18 protein-coding genes are annotated in these 18,541 nt (G+C 62.6%); 4 read left to right on the top strand and 14 right to left on the bottom strand.

Going from position 1 to position 18,541, the window contains the following annotated elements; translation table 11 throughout:
- Positions 1–43: 43 nt before the first annotated feature.
- Positions 44–514: a MaoC family dehydratase gene (locus tag ACOZJV_RS22840; RefSeq protein ID WP_020295762.1), complete on the top strand. Its 471-nt coding sequence runs from the start codon at positions 44–46 to the stop codon at positions 512–514.
- 131 nt (positions 515–645) lie between these two features.
- Here ACOZJV_RS22840 and ACOZJV_RS22845 read toward each other — a convergent pair whose 3' ends face one another.
- From ACOZJV_RS22845 to ACOZJV_RS22860, 4 genes are all read right to left on the bottom strand, one after another.
- Positions 646–1,506 (bottom strand): HlyD family secretion protein, encoded by an 861-nt coding sequence (locus ACOZJV_RS22845; RefSeq protein WP_078470919.1) that lies wholly within the window; start codon positions 1,504–1,506, stop codon positions 646–648.
- A 10-nt stretch (positions 1,507–1,516) separates the two neighbouring features.
- Positions 1,517–1,723, bottom strand: coding sequence for a DUF1656 domain-containing protein (locus tag ACOZJV_RS22850; protein WP_020295764.1), 207 nt, complete (start codon positions 1,721–1,723; stop codon positions 1,517–1,519).
- Entirely contained in the window at positions 1,710–3,698 is a 1,989-nt protein-coding gene (locus ACOZJV_RS22855; RefSeq protein ID WP_421548573.1) for an FUSC family protein, read from the bottom strand. Before ACOZJV_RS22855 ends, ACOZJV_RS22850 begins: the two co-directional genes overlap by 14 nt.
- Positions 3,699–3,854: 156 nt before the next feature.
- A complete protein-coding gene (locus ACOZJV_RS22860) occupies positions 3,855–4,322 on the bottom strand; it encodes a ferritin-like domain-containing protein (RefSeq protein ID WP_020295766.1) in 468 nt (155 codons plus the stop codon).
- A gap of 209 nt (positions 4,323–4,531) precedes the next feature.
- Between ACOZJV_RS22860 and ACOZJV_RS22865 the strand changes: the two genes are divergently transcribed.
- A complete protein-coding gene (locus ACOZJV_RS22865; RefSeq protein ID WP_421548574.1) occupies positions 4,532–4,768 on the top strand; it encodes a DUF3820 family protein in 237 nt (78 codons plus the stop codon).
- Positions 4,769–4,779: 11 nt separating this feature from the next.
- A complete protein-coding gene (locus ACOZJV_RS22870) occupies positions 4,780–5,967 on the top strand; it encodes an aminotransferase class V-fold PLP-dependent enzyme (RefSeq protein WP_421548575.1) in 1,188 nt (395 codons plus the stop codon).
- 198 nt (positions 5,968–6,165) lie between these two features.
- Here ACOZJV_RS22870 and ACOZJV_RS22875 read toward each other — a convergent pair whose 3' ends face one another.
- The 3 genes from ACOZJV_RS22875 to zwf are packed head-to-tail and all read right to left on the bottom strand — an operon-like array spanning position 6,166 to position 9,018.
- The gene (locus tag ACOZJV_RS22875) at positions 6,166–6,831 is read right to left on the bottom strand and encodes a bifunctional 4-hydroxy-2-oxoglutarate aldolase/2-dehydro-3-deoxy-phosphogluconate aldolase (protein WP_078470922.1); all 666 of its coding nucleotides are present in this window, start codon (positions 6,829–6,831) and stop codon (positions 6,166–6,168) included.
- A gap of 17 nt (positions 6,832–6,848) precedes the next feature.
- Positions 6,849–7,562, bottom strand: coding sequence for a 6-phosphogluconolactonase (gene pgl / locus ACOZJV_RS22880; protein ID WP_201132050.1), 714 nt, complete (start codon positions 7,560–7,562; stop codon positions 6,849–6,851).
- The gene (gene zwf, locus ACOZJV_RS22885) at positions 7,549–9,018 is read right to left on the bottom strand and encodes a glucose-6-phosphate dehydrogenase (RefSeq protein WP_078470924.1); all 1,470 of its coding nucleotides are present in this window, start codon (positions 9,016–9,018) and stop codon (positions 7,549–7,551) included. Before zwf ends, pgl begins: the two co-directional genes overlap by 14 nt.
- Positions 9,019–9,225: 207 nt before the next feature.
- Between zwf and ACOZJV_RS22890 the strand changes: the two genes are divergently transcribed.
- On the top strand, positions 9,226–10,086 hold the full coding sequence (locus tag ACOZJV_RS22890) for a MurR/RpiR family transcriptional regulator (RefSeq protein WP_177326756.1): 861 nt from the start codon (positions 9,226–9,228) through the stop codon (positions 10,084–10,086).
- Positions 10,087–10,153: 67 nt separating this feature from the next.
- Here ACOZJV_RS22890 and ACOZJV_RS22895 read toward each other — a convergent pair whose 3' ends face one another.
- From ACOZJV_RS22895 to ACOZJV_RS22925, 7 genes are all read right to left on the bottom strand, one after another.
- On the bottom strand, positions 10,154–11,008 hold the full coding sequence (locus tag ACOZJV_RS22895) for a D-hexose-6-phosphate mutarotase (RefSeq protein ID WP_078470925.1): 855 nt from the start codon (positions 11,006–11,008) through the stop codon (positions 10,154–10,156).
- Positions 11,009–11,162: 154 nt separating this feature from the next.
- A complete protein-coding gene (locus ACOZJV_RS22900) occupies positions 11,163–12,512 on the bottom strand; it encodes a carbohydrate porin (protein WP_421548576.1) in 1,350 nt (449 codons plus the stop codon).
- A gap of 90 nt (positions 12,513–12,602) precedes the next feature.
- A complete protein-coding gene (locus ACOZJV_RS22905) occupies positions 12,603–13,763 on the bottom strand; it encodes an ABC transporter ATP-binding protein (protein WP_020295775.1) in 1,161 nt (386 codons plus the stop codon).
- A gap of 3 nt (positions 13,764–13,766) precedes the next feature.
- A complete protein-coding gene (locus ACOZJV_RS22910) occupies positions 13,767–14,612 on the bottom strand; it encodes a carbohydrate ABC transporter permease (RefSeq protein ID WP_421548577.1) in 846 nt (281 codons plus the stop codon).
- A complete protein-coding gene (locus ACOZJV_RS22915; protein ID WP_020295777.1) occupies positions 14,605–15,513 on the bottom strand; it encodes a carbohydrate ABC transporter permease in 909 nt (302 codons plus the stop codon). The genes ACOZJV_RS22910 and ACOZJV_RS22915 overlap by 8 nt, the downstream gene beginning before the upstream one ends.
- A 113-nt stretch (positions 15,514–15,626) precedes the next feature.
- Complete coding sequence (locus ACOZJV_RS22920) at positions 15,627–16,919, bottom strand: ABC transporter substrate-binding protein (RefSeq protein WP_421548578.1); 1,293 nt, start codon at positions 16,917–16,919, stop codon at positions 15,627–15,629.
- Positions 16,920–17,035: 116 nt separating this feature from the next.
- A complete protein-coding gene (locus ACOZJV_RS22925) occupies positions 17,036–18,295 on the bottom strand; it encodes an AGE family epimerase/isomerase (protein ID WP_421548579.1) in 1,260 nt (419 codons plus the stop codon).
- Positions 18,296–18,541 lie beyond the last annotated feature (246 nt).

The following is an 18,541-nucleotide window of genomic DNA, read 5'->3' on the forward strand; positions in this document are numbered from 1 at the left end:
AAGCCACACGCTAACCCACTTTTTTCCACAGGACTTGATACAGATGACCCAGGTGACCAACACCCCTTACGAAGCCCTCGAAGTCGGCCAGACCGCCAGCTACAGCAAAACCGTGGAAGAGCGTGATATCCAGCTGTTCGCCGCCATGTCCGGCGACCACAACCCGGTGCACCTGGACGCCGAATTCGCTGCCGCCACCATGTTCAAGGAGCGTATCGCCCACGGCATGTTCAGTGGTGCCCTGATCAGCGCCGCCGTGGCCTGCGAGCTGCCTGGGCCGGGCACCATCTATATCGGCCAGCAGATGAGCTTCCAGAAGCCGGTGAAGATTGGCGACACCCTGACCGTGCGCCTGGAAATCCTCGAAAAACTGCCGAAATTCCGCGTGCGCATCGCCACCCGTGTGTTCAACCAGCGCGATGAGCTGGTGGTCGATGGCGAAGCCGAAATCCTCGCCCCGCGCAAACAGCAAACCGTGACCCTGCCCACCCTGCCGGCCATCAGCATCGGCTGAGAACCCGTTCACCATCGGCTGCGCTTGGCTCATGCCGCGCCAGCCGGTTCCGAGGCCGGTTGCAGCGCGCCCCTTCGGGGCCGTGCGCAACTGCGCGATAACAGCTGAAGCAAGCTCCCTGCCCCGCCGTCCTATCGGCCTTCCTGCACCTGCACGCTGGCGGTCATGCCCGCGCTCAGATTGAGGCCTTCGGGAACCTTGTCGAGCTGGATCCGGACCGGGATCCGCTGTGCCAGGCGCACCCAGTTGAAGGTCGGCTGCACCTCGGCCAGCAATTGCCCATCGGGCGTGGTGTTACTGTCGGTGATGCCGCGGCTGATGCTCTGCACATGGCCTTCCAGGGCATCCCCGGCACTCATCAGCCAGACTTTGACCGGGTCCCCGACCTTGATCCGCGGCAGCTTGGTCTCCTCGAAATACGCTTGCACGTAGAAGGTCGAGTCGTCGATCAAAGCCATTACCGGCTGCCCGGCATTGACATAGTTGCCCTCCGCCAGCCGCAGGTTGGTGATGTGCCCGTCGCGCGGCGCATGCACCTGGCTGCGGGCCAGGTTGAGCTCGGCGACCTTGGCTTCAGCCTGGGCCTGGCGCAACTCGCCCCGGGCGATGCCGGCGTTGATCTGCGCGTTTTCCCGCAGCTCGGCGCTGATCGCCTGCGGACCGAGGCTGGCGCGACGGCTGGCTTCGTGTTCACGCAGGCTCAGTTGCTGCTGACGGGTCTGAACCACCGCCTGGGCCTTTTCCAGCGCCGCTTCAAAACGCTCGCGGTCGATGCTCAGCAACAGCTCGCCGGCCTTGACCTGTTGGTTGTCTTGGACCTTGAGCTCGCGCACCCAGCCCGAGACATCGGGGGCGATCACCACCACGTCGGCGCGAATCCGCGCATCCCGGGTCCAGGGGGTCAGCATGTAGTACTGCCACAGGTGAAAGCCGGCGAACAACGCCACAGCCACCAGGGTCAGGGTAAAGGCGACACGTACGGAAGTACGCATGGGCAACTCCTTATAAGGGTCCGAGGACGACGGTGATCAGGGTCAGTACACAGACGTACAGGGCACAGTCGAACAGTGCTTCGTGCCAGATCCAGCGTCCCAGCGGCGTGATGCGCAACAGCATGCGCAATGCCCCGGTCAGCAGCAGTGCCAACACGACATAAATCAGAAACGGACTGAGCAGAATCCCGCCCAGCGACCACTCACGCAGCCCCATGGTGTTCCTCCTGCTGCCGGCACCAGGTGCGCCAGCTGTTTTGCAATTGCACCACCGCGCCCTGGGCCAGCTTCAAGGCATCGCTGGGCGGTTGTTGTTGCAGGGCCTGCAACAAGGCCGTACTGGGTTCGACCAGGGCCTCGCTGCGACTGCCGGCCGGCCCTTGCTGCAAGACCTTTTCCAGGTGTTCGAGGTAGGCGCGCTGCTGCGCCCCCAGGGGCACCTGGGCCACCGCCAGGCTGAGGCGCAGGTGCAGCAACTCGTCACCGATATCCAGCGCCAGCAAACCATCGTCCCAGCGACTGCGGGCCTGTTGCGGCAACTCCGGGTAATGCCGCGCCAGTTGCAGCAGGCGGTCGGCCATGCGGCCGCCGAACCAGCTTTCCGCGCCCCGCAGGTTGCGCCGGGTCAAGCGCACCAGATCATGCAGGGTCGCCGCCAGCAGGCGCCGGCCATGCCATACCGGGTTGCGCAAAATCAGCAGGTGGAACGCCAGCACTGCCGCGCCGACGCCGATCACCATGGCCTGGGCACTGTTGAAGAAGGTCGCGACATCGAACTGCATGCGGTTCAAGGGGGAAATCAGCACCACAAAATGCAGACAGAAGGAGGTCGCCGTGGCGCCGATCTGTGGCTTGGCCATGCCCAGTGCCCCCAGGAACAAAGGCACGCCCATGGCCATGCACAGCATGGGGAAACCGCTCCATTGCGGCAGGAGAATTTCCCCGACCACAAAGGCCACGGGGATCGCCAGGAAGATCCCGCGCATGAAGCTCATGCCGATCTGTGCGCCGTTTTCGCGGCTGGCGAACAGGCTACAGACCACACATGTCAGCAACATCGCACCGGAGGCGGCCGGCCAGGCAGTGGCCAGCCAGAACGTGGCCACGGTCAGGAACGCCAGGGCACTGCGCGCACCGAACACCAGGGCCAGGGACAGATCGCGGTGCGGCGTCAGCGAGGCCGGTTGCTCCACGGGCGCCCGCCCCTGCTCCACCGCTTGCAGGGCGACACCGGCGGCCAGGGCGGTGTCCAGCAACAGCGCGAACCGGGCCAGGCAGTAACTTTGCGCCGAACTGACCTGCGGATCGTGGGAGGCATCCAACAGTTGCGGGCGCAGCGCCTGCCGCGTGGCCGCGTCCGCCGCGGTCAAGGCTGCCTGGACCTGATCCATCCAGGGCTGCAATTGACCGGCCTCGGGCGCGTCGAGCTGCTGCCACTGGCGGCGCACCGACCGCGAAATGCGCAGCAGCATCAGCAATTTCTGGCTCAGGCCACTGATGGCGCGGGCCCGCTGGCGCCCCAGGCGACCTTCGAACCAGGCGTGCTCACGCTGCGAATCCACGGCGACGATACGCCCGAGAATCTCCAGCAGCCCCTTGCGCGCCAGGGCATCCCCGGCCAGGGTCGCGCGGGCCGCGTGCAACCCGCTGTGCCAGGCGGCACGGGCCTGATCGGCCAGTTGCCGTTCGACGCGCATCGGCCACAGCAGCGCACTGCTGGCAGTGGCGCAGATAATCCCCAGGGATATTTCCGTGCACCGCGCCACGGCCTGGTCGAATACCCCCAACGGGTGGCTGAGGGCCGGCAAGGCGATGATCGCCACGGTGTAGCCGGCCAGCACAAAGGAGTAGGACCAGGCGCTGCGCAGCAAGGTCGAACTGGCGGTACACAACCCCAGCCACAGGGCCAGGGCCAGCAGAAAGAGCCAGGGCGTCTGGGCGAACAGCCCCATGAACAGCACCGACATGATCGTCCCCACCAGGGTTCCCAGCAGCCGGGCGAGACCTTTCTGCAGGACCATGCCGGACATCGGCTGGGCCACGATGATAGAGGTCATCAGGGCCCAGGCCGGCTGCTCCAGCCCCCAACGCAACGCCAGCCACAGTGCCATGCCGCCACCGAGCACGGTTTTGATCGCGAACTGCAACGCGGGAAGGTCGGGAGCAAGCAACGCCTGCAGAGTGGTACGCACGCAAGGAACCTCGGGATGGATCGATTAACCATAGACGGGATAAGCCGGAAGTCGGCCGGAAGCAATTATTAGCTAGCTAACTAATAAGGGTCCAGCATTAAATTTCAGGCATAAAAAAACGCCAGACTGGCTGGCGTTTTTGACAGGTTTCGACGCTTACGAGCGAGCGCGAGCCTGGTTGCGCAGAGCTTTTACCTGGTCGTGGTTGCGTTGTACGCCGTGGTACTGGCGTTCAACCAGGTCACGAATACCCACCAGGTTGTGCTTGTTGATTTTTTCCAGGGCTTCTTTGTAAGCCTTGAGGGCATGGTCTTCACCGCGCTCGGCTTCATTGAGCACAGCTTCTTCGTCCTTGCCGGTCACCAGAGCCTTGAGGTCGACCCAACGGCGATGCAGGTCGCCACTGACACTGGTCGAAGTTTCCGGATCGCCGCCCAGGGCGCGCACTGCACTTTGCAGTTCAGCGGCAGCGGTGGCGCAATCGGTGGAGCGTTTGGCGAACAACGCTTTGAGCTCGGGATGCTTGATGTCTTCGGCGCAGGTCTTGAACCCTTCTTGACCGTCCTTGCTGGTCTCGATCAGGTCGTTGAGCACCGAAATGGATTCTTTGTTCAAGTCAGTCATTTTCAATTCCTTCCAGGTTGGGGGAGAGTTGCAATAGGTATTGCACCCGCCGTGCCAGACTTGGATCTTGAATTTATTTGTTATTTTTCAATTAGTTAACTTTTTAGCAAAAATCTGTACCCGCGTTATTTGCATGATCTGTCATTTGGCCTGCATGCAGAATGCCTGTATTTTCCAGGGTGTTTGAATCACCCACAGATCCCATCGCCATGAATCCTGAAAAACTCGAGCTGCTGATCACCCTTGAAATGCCCTACGGCAAATACAAGGGCCGCATCCTGGCAGACCTGCCCGGCCAGTACCTGAACTGGTTCGCCCGCGAGGGTTTCCCCCACGGTGAACTCGGTGGCCTGCTGGCCCTCATGCAGGAAATCGATCACAACGGCCTCTCCGATCTGCTGGACCCGCTACGCGCCAAACACGGCAAACCCAAGCCCCGCCACTGACAGAGCGCCCTATGCCGCAGATTGCCGAACTCTTTCGCGATGAACGCCATTGGCAGGCGATCGCCGAACGCTATGAGGTCGAACCCGGACCGATCAATCTGGAAAATGGCTACTTCGGGCGCATGACCCGGCGCGTGCTCGACGATTACCAAGCCAATATCGCCTTCGTCAATCGCAGCAATTCGGTGTATGTGCGCCAGCAGTTCGAGCGCACCCAGGCCCAGCAGATCCGCCGCCAACTGGCGCAATTGCTGGGGGTGGACGAACACGCCGTGGCCTTCACCCGTTGCGCCACTGATGCCCTGCAATCATTGATCCGCAACTACAACCAGCTGCAACCCGGGGATCAACTGCTGCTGTGCGACCTGGAGTACGACACGGTCAAAAGCGCCATGCGCTGGCTGGCCCGTCAGCGGGGCGCGGAAGTGATCGAAATCGAGCACGCCTTGCCTGCCAGCTTCGACAGCCTGCTGGACAGCTACCGCCAGGCCTTCGAGCGCTACCCACGGCTGAAGTTGATGGCCCTGACCCACGTCACCCATCGCACGGGACTGGTGATGCCGGTCCAGGCGATTGCGGCGCTGGCCCGGGAGCATGGAATCGACGTGATCCTCGACGGCGCCCACGCTCTGGGGCAGATCGACTTCAACCTTGCTGAACTGGGCATCGCCTTTGCCGGTTTCAACCTGCACAAATGGATCGGCGCGCCGCTGAGCCTGGGCTTCCTTTATATCGACCCCTCGCGCCTGGATGCCATCGATCCGGACATGGACGAGTTCCACTATCCGCCCAGCGATGTACGTTCGCGCACGCCGTACAGCACGCCGAACATCCCGGCGCTGATGACCCTGCCCGCGGCATTCGATGAACATCGGGCCATGGGCGGTGCAGCGCTCAAGGGTGCGCGCCTGAATTACCTGCGCGACCTGTGGGTACGCGAGGCCCGAGCGCTGCCGGGCATCGAGATCCTGACGCCGGACGATCCGCGGCTTTATTGCGCCATCACCTCCCTGCGCTTCAAGCACACCCAGGACCAGCAACCGCTGGTCGATCGCCTGCTCAGCGATTACAACCTGTTCACCACCCTGCGCCAGGGCGCCGCCTTTGGCTCCTGCATCCGCATCACCCCGGGCTTTACCACGCCGCTGGCGCATATCCAGTTGCTGAGCAAAGCCCTGGGCGAGTTGGCGCAACCCTAGCTGCTGGCGCTGGCCGGCCCGGACGCCGGAGATCCCAGGGTAGTGCGAGTGGTGTTCGGGAGGCACAGCATCCGAACTCGCCGCCCCCGTCCCAGAAACCGCACCCGACCCCTCGCACTTTTCTCCGGGCAAAAAAAAACGGTGCACCGACCAAGCGCACCGTAAAGCCGTAGAACACCAACGAATCTTTACAACCAATCAGTCCAGCAGGGCCAGGGCCTCGGCCGTGCACTCCTGAATCCGCGCCCAGTCGCCGTTCTTGATCCACTCGGGATCAAGCATCCAGCTACCGCCGACGCACATCACGTTTTTCAACGCCATGTAGCTCTTGATATTGGCCGGGCTGACGCCACCGGTCGGGCAGAACTTCACTTCACCGAACGGGCCGCCCAAGGCCTTGATCGCCGCCACGCCGCCGCTGACTTCCGCCGGGAACAGCTTGAAGCGGCGATAGCCCAGGCCGTAGCCCTCCATGATGCCCGAGGCATTGCTGATGCCCGGCAGCAGCGGGATATCGCTGTCGACACTGGCTTCCAGCAGGTCGCGGGTAATGCCCGGGGTGACGATGAACTGCGAACCCGCGGCTTCGGCCGCCGCCAGCATGCTGCGATCGAGCACGGTGCCGGCACCGGTCACCAGCTCCGGACGCTGCTCACGCAGGATCTGGATCGCCTTGAGGCCGAACTGGGAACGCAGGGTCACTTCCAGTGCGGTCAAGCCGCCAGCGGCCAGGGCGTCGGCCAAAGGCAGGACGTCCTGTTCGCGAGCGATGGTGATCACCGGCAGAATTCGCGCCTGGGCGCAAAGACTGTCGATCAGGGCAACTTTGTCCGCCATGGAAACGGTTGGACGTGGGTTTTTCATAGCGGCTGATCCTTGGCTCATGGGCACCAGTAAATCTCTAACGGAGGTTGCAGGAAGGCGCGAATCGGCATTTCGGCGAGCAGGTCGCCGGCCAGTGCCGCACTCAGGGTGGTCAATTTGGATTGACCGGAAATCGACAACACGATGGACCGCGCCGATGCCAGCAACGCGCGACTCATGGTCAGGCGTTGGTGAGGTACGGTCGGCGCCAGCATCGGCCAGCAGCGACGGCTGCCGTCGGCTTGCAGCGCTTCGGTCAGGTTCGGGCTGTTGGGAAACAGTGACGCGGTGTGCCCGTCATCGCCCATGCCGAGAATCAGCACGTCGATGGCCGGCAAGTCGGCCAGCACGCGCTCGGCTTGTTCGGCCGCCAGCTCCAGGCTCGGCGCGGGGCTGTACAGGCTGACGAACCTGGCCTCGGCCGCGGCGCCCTGCAACAGGTAGCGCTTGAGCAGCCCGGCATTGCTGTCGGCGTGCTCAACCGGTACCCAGCGCTCGTCCGCCAGGGTCACCACAACCTTCGACCAATCCAGCGCCTGCTTGGCCAGGTGCTGGAAAAACGCCACCGGGCTGCGGCCACCGGACACCACCAGGGTCGCCACGCCACGTGCGGCAATCGCCGTGCGCAGCTGTTCGGCCACATTCAGCGCCAGGCCTTCGGCCAGCAGCGTCGGGCTTTGAAACTCGTGGGCGCGCACGCCCTCGGGCAGTTTGAATTCAGATATCGCCATACCACGACCTCCCATCCCGCGTGATCAGTGCAATGGAGCTCATCGGCCCCCATGAACCCGCCGCATACGGCTTGGGCGCATCGCCGGACTTCTTCCAGCCGGCAATCAGCTGGTCGCACCACTTCCACGCGGCTTCGATTTCATCTTTACGGACAAACAGGTTCTGATTGCCGCGCATCACTTCCAGCAACAAACGCTCGTAGGCATCGGGAATCCGCGCGCTGCGATAGGTGTCGGAAAAATTCAGCTGCAACGGGCCGCTGCGCAGTTGCATGCCTTTGTCCAGGCCCTGCTCCTTGGTCATCACGCGCAAGGAGATGCCTTCGTCCGGTTGCAGGCGGATAATCAGCTTGTTACTGATCTGCAGGCGCTGCTCGGGAGCGAAGATGTAATGCGACGGCTCTTTGAAATGGATCACGATCTGCGACAGCTTGTCCGGCATGCGCTTGCCGGTGCGCAGGTAGAACGGCACCCCGGCCCAACGCCAATTGCGGATATCGGCCCGCAGGGCGACGAAGGTTTCGGTGTCGCTCTGGGTGTTGGAATTCTCTTCTTCCAGATAGCCGGGCACCGGCTTGCCAGCGCTGTAGCCGGCGATGTACTGGCCGCGCACCACCTGGGTGGTCAGGCCTTCCGGGCTGATCGGCGCCAGGGCCTTGAGCACTTTGACCTTCTCGTCGCGGATGCTGTCGGCCGAGAGGTCGGCCGGCGGGTCCATGGCGATCAGGCACAGCAGCTGCAGCAGGTGATTCTGGATCATGTCCCGCAGTTGGCCGGCCTTGTCGAAGTAACCCCAGCGGCCTTCGATGCCGACCTTTTCGGCCACGGTGATTTCCACGTGGGAGATGTAGTTCTGGTTCCACTGGGTTTCGAACAGGCTGTTGGCGAAACGCAGGGCGATCAGGTTCTGCACCGTCTCTTTGCCCAGGTAGTGGTCGATCCGATAGATGCGCGTCTCCGGGAAGAACTGCGCCACCGCATCGTTGACCTTGCGCGAGGATTCCAGGTCAGAGCCGATGGGTTTTTCCAGGACCACGCGGGTGTTTTCCGCCAGGCCGGCCTGGGACAGGTTCTCGCAGATCGCGCCGTAGACCGCGGCCGGAGTGGCGAAGTAGGCGATCAGGCGCTGTTCGCGACCGGCCCGCTCGGCCAGGGCCAGGTAATCGTCGGCCTTGAGGAAGTCCACATGCAGGTAGCTCAGACGCGCCAGGAAGCGCTCCAGCACCACGGCATCGATGTCCTTGTCGCCCAGGTAGCGGCGCAGCTCGGCCTCAATGAACGCCAGGTGCTGCTGCTCGCTGCCCGGCTCGCGGGCCAGGGCCAGGATGCGCGTGTCGTCATGCAGCAAACCGGCGCCATCGAGCTGGTAAAGGGCAGGAAACAATTTGCGAAGCGCCAGATCACCCAGCGCGCCAAACAAGGCAAAGGTGCACGGTTCAACCGTTATCGAAGGCATGATGTTTGTTCTTTTATCAAGTTAAGCTACAAATACCTTTTTTCAAGGCATCACTCAAGGGAAAATGTAGTAATAACCACAACATTTTCGCAAAATACAGAATCCGAGTGGTGGTCGGCACAGGCCATCAGTAGGATAGGCCACCGCCGAAGCCCGGTTAAGCCCGGCTTCCTTGCATTGCCGACCTAGGAAACCTTAATGGACCGCATGCGCAATCTTCTGGAACACATCCAGAACCGCCTTGAAGAATTGAACAAGGCCGAACGTAAAGTCGCTGAAGTGATCCTGCTCAACCCACAGCAGGCGACGCGCTTCAGCATTGCCGCCCTGGCCCAGGCCGCCTCGGTCAGCGAGCCCACGGTCAATCGTTTCTGCCGCTCGTTCGGCGTCAGCGGTTACCCGGAACTCAAACTGCAACTGGCCCAGAGCCTGGCCAGCGGGGCGGCCTATGTCAGCCGCGCGGTCGAAGCCGATGATAACCCCGAAGCCTATACGCAAAAGATCTTTGGCAGCGCCATTGCGTCCCTCGACAGCGCCTGCCAGGCCCTGGACCCGAACCTGATCAGCCGCGCCGTCGACCTGTTGATCCAGGCGCGGCAGATCCACTTCTTCGGCCTCGGCGCCTCGGCCCCGGTGGCGCTGGATGCGCAGCACAAGTTCTTCCGCTTCAACCTCGCGGTGACCGCCCACGCCGACGTGCTGATGCAGCGCATGATTGCCTCGGTGGCCCATACCGGCGAGCTGTTCGTGATTATTTCCTACACCGGGCGTACCCGTGAACTGGTGGAAGTGGCACGCATCGCCCGGGAAAACGGCGCCTCGGTCCTGGGCCTGACCGCCGCCGGCTCGCCCCTGGCCAAGGCCAGCACCCTGAGCCTGAATATTCCGCTGCCGGAAGACACCGACATTTACATGCCGATGACCTCGCGCATCATCCAGCTGACCGTGCTCGACGTCCTCGCCACCGGCATGACCTTGCGCCGCGGCGTCGACTTCCAGCCGCACCTGCGCAAAATCAAGGAAAGCCTCAACGCCAGCCGCTATCCGGTGGGTGACGAGTTCAATTGAGGGCTACGTTGGCCCTCATCGCAACGCCAATTCATCTGATACGCCAAGGCGCCCATGCCGCCGAAGGTCAGGCGACGGCTCGGGCTTGCAGGCTCAGGTGGGCGCGTTCGCCGGGGGCCAGGCAGACACTGCCGGTGCCGCCGCTGGCGGCTTCGACGCAGACGAACCCTGACACTTCATTCCAGCTCACCCCCAGTAACGGCCGCGTGCCCGGGTGCCAGACCACGGTGTCGGCGCTGTCGCCGGTGTCGATGCACAGTTCGCGCTGCCAGGCGCTGTCCTTGAGCTGCAATTCGCCCTCGTGCTGGAACACCCGCTGGCATCCACCCTGCACCCGCAACTCGCCCTTCTGTTGGCAAGCCTGGCGATTCAGCTGGTCATAACCTTCCACGCCATCCAGCCCAGACAGCGCTACCTCGCCAACATCACCAATACGCCAATAGGCGTGCAACGCCTGGCTCAATTGGCAGGGTTCACTGTCTTGATGCTCGGTGCCCAGGCGCAGTTCCAGGGTTTCCCCGAGGTGCGCGTGCAGGTCCACTTGCCAATCGCACAGCTGCAATTGCCAATGCAGGCGCACGCCATCGTCGTCACTGCTGCTGTCCAGCAGCTTCCAGTCGATCAAGCGCGCCCAGCCATGGGACGGCCAGGCGTTCTCGCTCGGATGTCGGCCGTACCAGGGCCAGCACACCGGCACCCCGCCCCGAATCGCCCCCACCTGCGGCCACTTGGCGGCGCACCACAGCCAGGGCTTTTGCCCGGTCGGCTGAAAATGCAGCAACTGCGCGCCCTGGCGACTGAACACCGCCTGGCACAGGGGGTGGTCGATTACCAGCACATCACGCAGCTGGTAGCGCTCCCAGGCAAAGGTCGGACGCTCGCGCAGGGATTTGAAAAAGCGTTGCAGCGGATGCTCATGCATGTGCCACGGTCCTGAAAATCATTGCTGTCTCGATACTCATGAGGGCTGCGCAAAACGCTGTAACTGTCGCGAGCTACAGTTCCCACAAAAAAAAGCGGACAGCCTTGGCCATCCGCGAAATGCGCACAAAGAGAAGGAGCTTATCGCAAGCGCGTCAGAACACCGACTGAATTTTCAGACCCGCCACCAACGCGTTATCCACTTCATCCACACCGCCCGGGTGAGTGATGTATTGCAGGTTGGGACGCACGGTCAGCCAGTTGGTGACATGGAAGCCGTAGTTGATTTCATAGTTGTATTCAGTGTTGCGCAGCGGCGCATACAGCGCGTCGTTGTAGTCACTGATACCGTTGTCGGCGTTGACCAGCTCGGCGTTTTTCTTCACGTCGTCGTTGACATGGATCCGGGCGAAGCCGATGCCGACGTCATCCTTGGGACGCGCGTCGAACGGGCCCTTGTACACGAACATCAGCGACTGGTAGTTGTCGACGACGTTGGTGTCCTTGTCGTGGAAGGTGGCGTTGGCCGCGATATTCAGGCCGCGCGAAGCATCGCCATTGTGGGTGGTGAGTTGCTGCTGCCCAACGAACCAGTAGCCATGCTTGCTGTTGTGCACGCGATAGCCGTCGCCGCTGTTCGCTGCATCCTGGCCATTGCTGTCTTCGCGCACGTCATTGGCATCGGCCGTGCTCTTGTAGTAACCGACCCGGTACTCGCCCGGCAGGCTGTTGAGCTTCGGCGACCAGACCACTTCGACCGGCAGCACGGTGCCCTTGGTCCCGCTGCCGCTGAGCTTGAAGCCGTTGCCGTGCTCCAGCTGCGACGGGTTCTGGTTGTAGGCGCCGATCTGCGCGTACAACTCGGGCGTGATGTTGTACTTGATCCGCAGCGCCGCCTGGCTGACCGGCCAGTTGTACCAGATGCCGGTGGCCCAGTTGCCCACCTGGGAGCCGCAGAACGCCAGGTTCTGGAAGTCGCAGGGGAAGGTGTTGAAGTCTTCGCCTTCACCGAAGTAGCCGGCCTTGACGTCGAGCTTGCCATCCAGGAACTGATGCTGGACCCACAACTGGGTCAACCGGACCATATGGCCGCGACCGTAGACTTCCTGGGAGGAACTCAGGGTGCCGGCACGCGGGTCGCCGATACGGTCATTGGAAATGTTCTGGCCGTTACGGTTGGTGAGCTGGACCTTGGCTTGGGTGTTATCCCAGCCCAACAGCTTTTGCAGGTCCAGGGCCACGCCCAGGCCGAACTGATCGCTGTAACGCGCAGTCTTGTCGTTGTTGTAGCCACCGTGCAGGTTACCGCCGACTTCACCGACGTAGTCCGCCTTGATGTCGATACCCTGCTCGATGAGCTTGGTCCGCTCGCCACCCCAGTCGCCCGTCATCCACTTGGAATCGGCGCCGAACGCCTCATCCGCCATCGCATTGCCGGACAGGACCAGTGCCGCCACCGCTGACATCTGGCAGAGCAGCCGGGTATTGGTGTGTTTCTTTTTCATCCCTACATCCTCGTCTTTATTGTTATTAACTGTTTTTATCTAACGCGGTTTACAGCGATTGCGACGAATGACAGGCCATCCGTCACGGATTCAGCGGCCCTTGAACTGCGCCACGTTGCCCGCCGGGGCCTGCGCCGCCGGCACACCGGCCACGCCCAGGCGCTCGCCGCTCTTGGCATCGAACAGCAACACCTTGCTCGGATCGAACTGCAGGGTCAGGGTCTCGCCCACCTGCGGCGCCACGTCCGGCGCCAGGCGGCAGCAGACCTTGGTCCCATTGAGGCTGACGAACACCAGGGTGTCGGGGCCGGTAGGCTCGGTGACCTGGACCTCGGCGCGGATGCTCGGCAGGCCGTTGGCCTCGGCACCGGCCAGGACGATCTGCTCCGGGCGCATGCCAAGAATCACTTCACGGTCTTCAAGCCCGGCATCCTGCATGCCCAGGGGCAGCTCGCAGCGCGCCTGGCCGCTGTCGAGCAGGGCCAGCAGGCGGCCGTCCTTGCGTTGCAGGCGCAGGGGGATGAAGTTCATCGGCGGCGAGCCGATAAAGCTCGCCACAAACAGGTTGGCCGGGTCGTTGTAGATCTGCTTCGGGGTGCCGAACTGCTGGATGATCCCGTCCTTCATCACCGCCACTTTGTCGCCCAGGGTCATGGCTTCGATCTGGTCGTGGGTGACGTAGACCGTGGTGGTCTTCAGGCGCTGGTGCATCAGCTTCATTTCGGTACGCATCTCGACCCGCAGCTTGGCGTCGAGGTTGGACAGCGGTTCGTCGAACAGGTAGATCTTCGGCCGCCGCGCCAGCGCTCGGCCCATGGCCACGCGCTGCTGCTGGCCGCCCGACAGCTGGCCGGGCTTGCGGCTGAGCAGGTGTTCGATCTGCAACAGCTTGGCGACACGGGCCACCTCTTCGTCGATCTCGGCACGGGGCATCTTGCGGATCTTCAAACCGAAGGCGATGTTGTCGCGCACGCTCATGGTCGGGTACAGCGCATAGGACTGGAACACCATGGCGATGTCCCGATCCTTGGGGCTCATGCCGCTGATGTCGGCGTCATCCACCAGGATCGCCCCGCCGCTGATGTTCTCCAGGCCTGCGATGCAGTTCATCAAGGTCGATTTACCGCAGCCCGAAGGCCCGACCAGGATCAGGAACTCGCCGTCATCGATCTTCAGTTCGATGTTTTTCAGGGTGTCCGGCAAGCCCGCGCCGTAGGTCTTGTTGACGTTGCGTAATTCGAGAGTTGCCATCTGTTACCCCTTGACCGCGCCGGACGTCAGCCCACGCAGGAAATACTTGCCAGCGAATATGTAAACCAACAGGGTCGGCAGCCCGGCGATCATCGCCGCTGCCATATCAACGTTGTATTCCTTGGCCCCGGTGCTGGTGTTGACCAGGTTGTTCAAGGCCACGGTGATCGGCTGCGCATCGCCACTGGCAAACACCACGCCGAACAGGAAGTCGTTCCAGATCTGGGTGAACTGCCAGATCAGGCAGACCATGACGATCGGGATCGACATCGGCAGCAGGATCTTGCCGAAGATGGTGAAGAACCCGGCGCCATCCAGGCGTGCCGCCTTGACCAGCGCATCGGGAATGCTCACGTAGTAATTGCGGAAGAACAGCGTGGTGAACGCCAGGCCGTAGACCACGTGCACCAGCACCAGGCCGGTGGTGGTGTTGGCCAGGCCGAACTTGCCGAGGGTGAACGAGGCCGGCAACAGCACGGTCTGGAACGGCAGGAAGCAGCCGAACAGCAGCAGGCCGAAGAACAGCTGCGAACCACGGAAGCGCCACATCGACAGCACATAGCCGTTCATTGCGCCGATAAAGGTCGAGATCAATACCGCCGGCACGGTGATTTTCACCGAGTTCCAGAAATAGCCGCTGACGCTGTCCCAGGCCTTGATCCAGCCAATGCCGTCGATCACGGCGGGCCAGCTCAGGAGGTTGCCGGTGCGGATGTCTTCCGGGGTCTTGAAGCTGGTCAGCAGCATCACCACCAGCGGGATCAGGTACACCGCGGCCGCCAGCAGCAAGGTGGCGTAGATGGCGATGCGGCTGAAGTTCAGGGTCGGTTTCCCGAGCGCGTTAGTCATGGCGTTTGCCCCGCAGTTCGGAATACAGGTACGGCACCAGGATGGTCAGCACCGCGCCCAGCATCAGCATGGCGCTGGCCGAACCGATGCCCATCTGGCCACGGCTGAAGGTGAAGGAGTACATGAACATCGCCGGCAAGTCCGAGGAGTAGCCCGGTCCGCCCGCCGTCATCGCCGCCACCAGGTCGAAGCTCTTGATCGCGATATGGGCGAGGATCATGAAGGCGCTGAAAAACACCGGGCGCAGGCTCGGCAGCACGATCTTCAGGTAGATGGTCGGCAGGCTCGCGCCGTCGACCTGGGCGGCACGGATGATCGACTGATCGACACCGCGCAGGCCGGCCAGAAACATGGCCATGACAAAACCCGAGGCCTGCCACACGGCGGCGATCACCAGGCAGTACACCACCCGGTCCTGATCCACCAGCCAGTCCAGGCGAAAGCCTTCCCAGCCCCAGTCACGCAGCATCTTGTCCAGGCCCAGGCCCGGGTTCAGCAGCCACTTCCAGGCGGTACCGGTGACGATCATCGACAGCGCCATCGGGTACAGGTACACGGTGCGGATAAAACCTTCCTTGCGGATCCGCTGGTCCAGCAGCACCGCCAGGAACACCCCGAGCACCAGGCTGATGCCGATGAACATGCCGCCGAACAGCGCCAGGTTTTTGCTCGCGACCCACCAGCGGTCGTTGTCCAGCAGGCGAGTGTATTGCTGCAAGCCGACCCATTTGTAGGTCGGCATGAAGCTGGAATTGGTGAAGGACAGAATGAACGTCCAGATGATGTAACCGTAAAAACCAACCAACACGATCAGCATGCTCGGCGCCAGCACCAACTTGGGCAGCCAGCGTTGCAGCGCATCGAACGGTGAGGCTTTGCTGAAAACCGCCACAGAGCTCATCGGGATAATCCAGGTGTGAAGTAGGGATCAGAAGGTGGTGCCCTGTGGGAGCAAGCGCCCACAGGGATAGACCCTTCAAGTAACGGCCACGGGCGTACCCGTGGCATCGGGGATTACTGGGCGGCCTTGACGGCCGATGCCAGCTGCGCACTGGCCTTGGCCGGGTCCGCATCCTTGTCGTTCATGAAGTTGGTGACCACGTCGAAGATCGCGCCCTGCACGGCCAGGGAAGTAGCCATGTTGTGCGCCATGCTCGGTTGCAGGCCGCCGGTCTTTTCGTCAGCCAGGAAGTCCTTGGCCGCCGCTTGGGCGCAGGAGTCGAAGCCCAGGCCGCTCATGTCGTTGAGCATGTCGGTGCGCACCGGGATCGAGCCCTTGTTGATGCTGAAGACCTTCTGGAAGTCCTTGCCCAGTGCAACCTTGGCCAGGTCCTGCTGAGCGGCGATGTCGCCCTTGCGATCAGCCTTGAGCTTGAACACCGCCAGGGAGTCGATGTTGTAGGTGAAGGCTTTTTCAGTGCCCGGGAACGGCACGCACTGGTAGTCCTTGCCGGCGATTTTCTTCGCCGCGGTCCACTCGCTCTTGGCCCAGTCGCCCATCATCTGCATGCCGGCCTTGCCATTGATCACGTCGGCGGCAGCGATGTTCCAGTCACGCCCGGCGCGATTGGGGTCCATGTAGCCGGTGAGTTTTTTCAGCTCGGTGAAGGCCTTGGTCATCTCCGGGCCGGACAGGGTTTTCTGGTCCAGGTCGACCAGGGCCTTCTGATAGCCCTCGGCGCCCATCACCGACAGCACCACGTCTTCGAACACGGTGCTGTCCTGCCACGGCTGGCCGCCGTGGGCCAGGGCGATAAAGCCGGCGGCCTTGAGTTTGTCACCTGCGGCATAGAATTCAGCAAGGGTGGTCGGGGCCTTTTCGATCCCGGCTTTCTTGAATACTTCCGGGTTGATCCACAGCCAGTTGACCCGATGGATGTTCACCGGTACGGCGACGTAGTCGCCTTCGAACTTGACGGTGTCGGAGACTTTTTTCGACAGCAGGCCGTCCCAGTTTTCCGACTTGGCGACGTCTTTCAAGGTGTCGGTGCTGAGCAGGCCAGTGCTGCCCCACTCCTGGATATCCGGACCCTTGATCTGTGCCACACCCGGCGGATTACCGGCGACGGCGCGGCTTTTCAATACGGTCATGGCAGTCGAACCGCCGCCACCGGCAACCGCACCGTCCTTCCAGGTAAAGCCGTCTTTCTCGACTTGGGCCTTGAGAACATCGACCGCGGCTTTTTCACCACCCGACGTCCACCAGTGCACGACTTCCACTGAACCTTTGGAATCGGCGGCAAGTGCGTTCAAGGGAAACAACGAGGCGAGAGAAATGACAGTGGCGAGGCGAGAAATCGCATTCATCTGAAGTACCTTTCTTGTTGTTATGCATGCAAGTCTGGTGCTTGCGCTGCACGGGATTTTAAACAGCGCATCGAACCTCGCAGGTAACGAAGGGACGCGCGAATGTCACTGCATGGTTACATAACCTGCGGGCCAGACATCTGCGCCAGGGCAGACGCGAGGCTTGGGGCCAACCCCAGGCGCGGAATCAGCACCGCCTGCCAGGCGTGATAGAGGTCGGGTTTGCCGGCCCAGATCTCGGCGCTGGGGCTGTTGTCCAGCCCGAGCTCGTGGTGCCAACTGCCCTGCACGCGATCGATGAAATGGGTTTCGCAAAACTCCCAGAAACAGCGGTACCAGGTTTCGTAGCGAGCCTCGCCGGTGCGCTGGAGCAAGGCACTGGCGGCGGCGCTGGCCTCGGCGTGGGTCCAGTGCAGGCGCTGGCGCACCACGGGCCGATGGTTCCAGTCCAGGGTGTAGACGATGCCGGGCGCCCCGTCGACCGCCCAGCCGTGGCGGCAGTTGCTCTCGAACAGCCTTTGCGCGTCCAGCACCAGCCAGCCCGGGGTCAACATGCCGGCGCGCACCCGCGACGCCTCCAGGTGCAACAGCAAGCGCGCCCACTCGAAACCATGCCCGGGGGTGGTGCCATAGGGACGAAAGCCGTCTGCCGGATGTGCCGAGTTGTAGTCGGGCAAGGCCTGCCACTGGCGGTCGAAATGCTCGATCACCATAAAGTCGTTGCCCGCCGCGTGCTGGTGGATCACCCGCTCGACAATCCGCAGGGCGCGGTTCAGCCAGCGCGGGTCCTGTGTGACATCGGCCAGGGCGAGGAAGGCTTCGGTGGCGTGCATATTGCTGTTGGCGCCACGGTAGCTTTCCTCTTCGCTCCAGTCGCGATTGAACGACTCGCGCAGGGCGCCCTCCTCCTCGCTCCAGAAATGGCTGTCGATGACCTCGATCGCCTGCTCCAGCAGGGCCTGGGCACCGGGGCGGCCGGCGACCACTGCGGAACTGGCGGCTAGGGCGACAAAGGCATGCAGGTAGGCTGCCTTGTCGGTGTTGCCATCCCCTGCTGCCTGCACCGCGAACCAGCCACCGTGCTCGGCATCGCGCAATGGCCCGGCCAGGGCGGCGACGCCGTGGTCGACCAGCGCCGCGTAACCGGGCAAACCCTGGATATGGGCCATGGCAAAACTGTGGGTCATGCGCGCGGTGTTCATGGTTTCGGCCCGGGCGTCGGCCGGCAGGCGGCCTTGGGCGTCCAGATTGCCGAAGCCGTCGGCGAGCCGTGCCGCCTTGGCGAAATCCAGCAGGCGCAGGCCTTCGGCAGCGAGCCAGGCATGATGGGCGGGAGCGTTCAGCCAACTGCTGAACGACAGCGAAAGAGAGTCCATGGGCGACCTGTTGTTGTTTTTATCGAAGGCCTGAGTCTAATCAAGCCTCGATCCACCGCAGGTAACGAAGCACACGGCAAATGTCACCAACCGGTGACATAGCCACCGTGCTGTGCAGAAGGTGCTTAAGCGGCCAGGGGAGATTGCTGGACAACGAGGCTCTTTGTGGCTTGCTCCCGCTCGACGGCGCAGCCGGCGCAAAATCGCTGACTGCGGTGAATCTGGCGGAACCCGCCAACCCGGCTC

Source organism: Pseudomonas sp. QD4 (assembly GCF_049199125.1).
In the GTDB taxonomy this organism is placed as follows: Bacteria; Pseudomonadota; Gammaproteobacteria; order Pseudomonadales; family Pseudomonadaceae; genus Aquipseudomonas.